The organism is Sphingorhabdus sp. (genome assembly GCF_040079335.1).
GTDB lineage: Bacteria > Pseudomonadota > Alphaproteobacteria > Sphingomonadales > Sphingomonadaceae > Sphingorhabdus_B.
In genome coordinates, this window is sequence record NZ_JBEBKL010000084.1 from 1 (window position 1) to 4,886 (window position 4,886).

The 4,886-nt window shown below is 61.2% G+C and carries 6 protein-coding genes and 1 pseudogene; 6 read left to right on the forward strand and 1 reads right to left on the reverse strand.

Translation table 11 applies throughout. The features are described from left to right. The 5 genes from ABL922_RS14065 to ABL922_RS14085 form a co-directional block, all read left to right on the forward strand. Window positions 1–183 (forward strand): hypothetical protein (locus tag ABL922_RS14065; protein WP_349024841.1); only part of this gene is annotated, 183 nt, incomplete at its 5' end. Next, window positions 183–752, forward strand: coding sequence for a sigma-70 family RNA polymerase sigma factor (locus ABL922_RS14070; protein ID WP_349024842.1), 570 nt, complete (start codon window positions 183–185; stop codon window positions 750–752). The genes ABL922_RS14065 and ABL922_RS14070, both read left to right, overlap by 1 nt. Then, a complete protein-coding gene (locus ABL922_RS14075) occupies window positions 749–1,684 on the forward strand; it encodes a hypothetical protein (protein WP_349024843.1) in 936 nt (311 codons plus the stop codon). Before ABL922_RS14070 ends, ABL922_RS14075 begins: the two co-directional genes overlap by 4 nt. A 54-nt stretch (window positions 1,685–1,738) precedes the next feature. Then, the gene (locus ABL922_RS14080; RefSeq protein ID WP_349024844.1) at window positions 1,739–2,254 is read left to right on the forward strand and encodes a hypothetical protein; all 516 of its coding nucleotides are present in this window, start codon (window positions 1,739–1,741) and stop codon (window positions 2,252–2,254) included. Between the two features lie 186 nt (window positions 2,255–2,440). Beyond that, the gene (locus ABL922_RS14085) at window positions 2,441–3,046 is read left to right on the forward strand and encodes a DUF4126 domain-containing protein (RefSeq protein WP_349024845.1); all 606 of its coding nucleotides are present in this window, start codon (window positions 2,441–2,443) and stop codon (window positions 3,044–3,046) included. Here the strand turns inward: ABL922_RS14085 and ABL922_RS14090 are convergent. Next, window positions 3,043–3,948 (reverse strand): murein L,D-transpeptidase catalytic domain-containing protein, encoded by a 906-nt coding sequence (locus ABL922_RS14090; protein ID WP_349024846.1) that lies wholly within the window; start codon window positions 3,946–3,948, stop codon window positions 3,043–3,045. The genes ABL922_RS14085 and ABL922_RS14090 overlap by 4 nt on opposite strands. A 112-nt stretch (window positions 3,949–4,060) precedes the next feature. On the opposite strand from ABL922_RS14090, the pseudogene ABL922_RS14095 reads away from it, so the two are divergent. Then, window positions 4,061–4,886, forward strand: a pseudogene (locus ABL922_RS14095) (excinuclease ABC subunit A); the annotation flags it as partial.

The following is a 4,886-nucleotide window of genomic DNA, read 5'->3' on the forward strand; positions in this document are numbered from 1 at the left end:
GTGGCGGCGGGGGGCGCGGGCGGCATGACTTCGCCGGTGACGGGGTGGATCAATAATTCTTCAGACATCGCCTCTTTGCAGCATGGAAAGCCGCTTCTGCCAAGCTATCATTTTTTCGCGAAGGGTTTTTGTAACCCGCACGTTATAGCATCAAAGGCAGTGAAGCTAAGGACCGGACCTTAATGGCGACAACCGCGCAAGTGATAGCGAGCGAAAGCGATGACGCGCTGATGGCGCGCGTCGCCGCGCGTGATGCGGGTGCCTTGCGCCTGCTTGCCGATCGTCATGCCGACATCCCCTGGCGGATTGCCTTTCGCATGTTGAACGATGCTGCCGAGGCCGAAGATGTCGCGCAGGATGCGCTGCTGCGGTTGTGGCAATTTGCCGAGCGCTGGCAGGCAGGCGGGCCCGGCGTGGCCGCATGGCTGACGCGCGTCGCGACCAATGCCTGCCTCGATCGCATCCGCCGCCGTCGTTTTGTAGGCGACGATGCCATGCCCGAACGCGCCGACGAAAGCCCGCTCGCTGACGAAGTGATCGCGCAAGATGATGTGCGCAGCGCCGTTGCCGCCTGCATCGAGGCACTGCCCGACCGGCAACGCGCAGCAATTGTGCTGACTTATTATGAGGAAAGGCAAAACAGGATGGCCGCCGACATTTTGGCCATGCAGATCAAAGCGTTTGAATCGCTGCTGTTCCGCGCACGCGGCACGTTGCGCGAATGTGTCGAAGGCAAAGGGGTGACGGCATGACCGAACCTGCCTTCCCCCAACATATCAGCGCCGCGCTCGACCGGCTGACGGTGCCGCCTGTTCCAACTGGCTTTGGCGAACGACTGGCTGCGCGCATTGCAGCCGGTGATTTGCCTGCGGATAATGCAGCGATAACTCCCCAGATTCCTTCGGCGCGCCGACGGTTCGGCAGCACAAGCTGGCGCCGTTCGGGACGGGTGGTCACCGTGGTAGCGGCCTTCGGAATTGCGACAGCCACCGCCGCTGCATCAGGCTTTTTCGGTGAGCCGGTCTATGTGCCGGTGGTGAGCGATGCGCTTGCCAAGGCCAAGCTGGTAGAATTGCCCGCACGTACAGCAAAGCCCGCACCCAAGGCTGTCGCTGTCAGCGAAGTCGACACCAAAGCCGCCGAGGTGCCCAAGGCAACCGGCCGCGAAGCGGTGCGCTCGCTTTATGACCGGCTGCGCGCCGACCCCGAATATCGCACCCTGCCGCGCCGCGAACGAGTCGCCATCGCCCGGCAGGAAATTCGCACCCTGCTACAATCGGGCGAGGTCACCCTGCCCGAGTTGAGGCAGGCGCTTACCGAGCATCACACCGAAATCCGCCCTGCGCTCAAACAGCGTATCGAGCGGCAGATCGTCCGGCGCGAACTGCGTGAACGCACGGCTGGTCCGGTGTCGCTGCAACCGCGCGACGCCGAGGTGCCTTCCGCCTTGCCGCAACGTCAAATTGATCCCGCAAAAATTGAAGCGGCGCGCGAAGCCTATCAGCAGCTTCCTGCCGACCAGAAGGCAAAACTCGCCGAATTAAGGCAGCAGCTGCGCACGGCACCTTTTGCCGAACGTCGGGCTATCCGGCAGGAAATTCGGGCTATCCTGCAAAGCACCGGGCAAACGACCGAAGAAAAATTCGAACCGGCAAACGAAGGGAATTCCGAAGTCGTGCGTTGACTGTTTGAGGACGGACAAAAGGCCGCCCCGAACAGACAGCAAAGGACTCAACCCATGAAAAAGCTGATAGCGTTTACCCTCTCTGCCGCTTTCCTTGCCGGGATCGCGCAAGCAGAGCCCGCAACCCGCACCTCAACCTTTGACGGCCCCAAGGCCAGCGGCACGAAAACCACCGTGCGTGACAAGGATGCAGGCACTTTCAGTTCAGACAAGATTGTCACCCGCAAAAGCGACGGCGCAACCGCAACCTCCGAACGCGACCGCCAGCGCACCGACACCGGCTTCACCAGCAGCGGATCGCGCACCGGCTTCAACGGCAAGACCACGACCTATGATTATGAGCGCACCAAGACCGACAATGGCTGGACAGCCACCGGCAGCGGCAGCGGACCCAATGGCGGAGAGTACAGCTATTCGGGATACAAAACCCGCACCGACAATGGTTTCACCGCCAACCGTTCAGCTTCGCGCAATGGCAATGAGATCTATAACCGCAACGATACGGTGACGCGTTCTAACGGCAATGTGACCCGCGACACCAGCGTCACCCGCAAACAGCGCAAACGCTGAGGCCGCATACCCTCTCCCTTCCCCCTTGGTCGTCCCGCTGTCGAACACACCCGGCGGGGCGGCCAGACTTAGAAGCCCCTCCCCTTAAAAAGAGGGGTGAAGTAAACTCTCGATCCTCCCCATTGCCACCGCCCGTGCAAACTGGCACCATCGCCCGGTCCGCAGCATAACTCGGGGAGAGGCTGGATGGGTATCGTCGAATTACTGGGCCTCGCCGCCAGTGTCAGCCTGTTATCGGGCTGGAGGCTCTACCTCACTGTCTTTGGCACCGGTCTGGCCATGTATTTTGGCGTGGTCGACTTGCCCGAAAACCTCAAAATGCTCGATGCGCTCGCCAACCCCTGGGTGATTGGCATCGCAGGGCTGGGCGCGGTTGCAGAGTTTTTCGCAGACAAGGTCGCCTGGCTCGATTCAATCTGGGATGGCCTCAACACTTTGATCCGGCCTTTGGGCGGGGCCATGCTCGCGCTTGCTGTAGTCGATGCGGGTGATCCCGTCTGGCAGGTGATCGTTTTCCTGCTGGGGGGTGGTGCCGCTTTGGCCAGCCATGCCACAAAGGCGACGGCCCGTGCGGCGGTGAACACCAGCCCGGAACCGGTTAGCAATGTGATATTGTCGACGGCAGAGGATGTGGTGACCGGCGGATTGCTCGCACTGGCCTTTGCCAATCCGATCATCGCGGCGGTAATCGCGGTGGTGCTACTTGGTTTGGCTATTTGGGGCTTGTTCGCTGCAAAGCGGATGCTGGCTATGTTATTTTCGCCCGGGCCGGCTCCGCCGCCGCAACCCTAATTCCCCGTTCCCTGCCGGAACAACACCTCTTCCAGCGCACTTCTGGCAGGCGCCGCAGCGTTGGTCGGTGCCAATTGCTGGCGCCCCTCGAGGCTTTTCTTGCCCAGCCCAGCAAAGAGAAAACCGCCATCGCGCAAGCGGTCAAACAGCCAGTCGCGCCGGTGCGGTTCGACCACGAAGCAACCCTCGCTCGTTCCCGGCTTGCCGCCACGCGCTGACATCAAGCTATAGTTGAAATATCGCCGCCGCTCCGCGGCATAGCTGTGCACCACAATGTCACGCGTTCGCATCGCACTGTTTGAGGGGTCGAGCCCGTCGAGCCGCAGCGACAAGCCGTTGCGCCCTCGATACAGCTCCCCTCCGCGCGCGGCTCCCAGTGAGGACATCCAGCTTTCATAGACATTGCCAAAGGCATCAGCATAGCCATCATCGTCGGGATCCGAGCCAATGCCATGCGCGACGACGACAGGTGTATCGAGCCCCAGCCCGCTTTCCAAATCGACGATATAGAGCCGCGGGTCTGCACTGCGCTTGGCGAAATCGACAACGACCATCATCGAAGGCCCGCCGCCGCTGCCCCATAGGCAGACATGCTTTTCATAGCTTGCCAGCGTTTCGTCGAGCAGCGAGCGATCAAGCCGGTGTTGCGGTGTTGCCAAGCCTTCCGATTGCTCGCCCGAATAGACCGACAGCAATTTCGCCTTGGCTTCCTGAAAACCGGTGCAGGAGAAACGCTTGAACGCCGGACCGGCCGGTTGCGCTGTGATCAGTGTTGCGTCACCGGTGCCCGGCGCAAAGACGATTTCGGATTGCGCAATTGCAGGTGCGGCAAAGGCGGCGATGCCTAGCACCGCGCACAAAGCGTTTCGATACGCTGCGAATCTGCCCCCAGGTCGCTGCATGATGTTCTTTTTACAGCAAAAGCGCCGGGTTGCAAAACCCCGCAAGCGCCGCCATCTCGTTTTGGAACAGCGCGCTCTTGCGCTTTGTGAACAAATCTGGAACAAGCGATCTATGAGCCTCACCCATATTTCGGTGCGCGGTGCGCGCGAGCACAACCTAAAAGGCATCGATATCGATCTGCCGCGCGACAAGCTGATCGTGATTACCGGCCTGTCGGGCAGCGGCAAATCCTCGCTGGCGTTCGACACCATCTATGCTGAGGGGCAGCGGCGCTATGTGGAGTCGCTCAGCGCCTATGCGCGGCAGTTCCTCGAGATGATGCAGAAGCCCGATGTCGAGCATATTGAGGGCTTGTCGCCAGCGATTTCAATCGAACAGAAAACCACGTCGCGCAACCCGCGCTCGACGGTCGCAACCGTCACCGAAATCTACGATTATATGCGCCTGCTATGGGCGCGCGTTGGCATACCCTATTCGCCTGCCACCGGCCTGCCGATCACCGCGCAGACGGTGACGCAGATGGTCGATCGGGTGATGCAGCTGCCCGAGGGCACGCGCGCCTATCTGCTTGCCCCCACCGTGCAGGGCCGGAAAGGCGAGTATCGCAAGGAGCTGCTCGAATGGCAGAAGGCGGGCTATACCCGCGTGCGCATCGACGGCGAATTCTACGCCATCGAGGAAGCCCCCGCGCTCGACAAGAAATACAAGCATGACATTGAGGTCGTCGTCGACCGCATCGTCGTGAAGGACGGCATCCAGACACGGCTGGCGGACAGTTTTGAGCAGGCGTTGAAGCTGGCCGAGGGGCTTGCATTTGTCGATCTGGCGGATGGCACGGTGGCCGAAGCAATGGGCGGCGCGGATGTTGTGCCAACGGCTTTTGGTGAGGCGCGAGCGGAGTTTAAATTCCCCTCCCCTTCAGGGGAGGGGTTAGGGG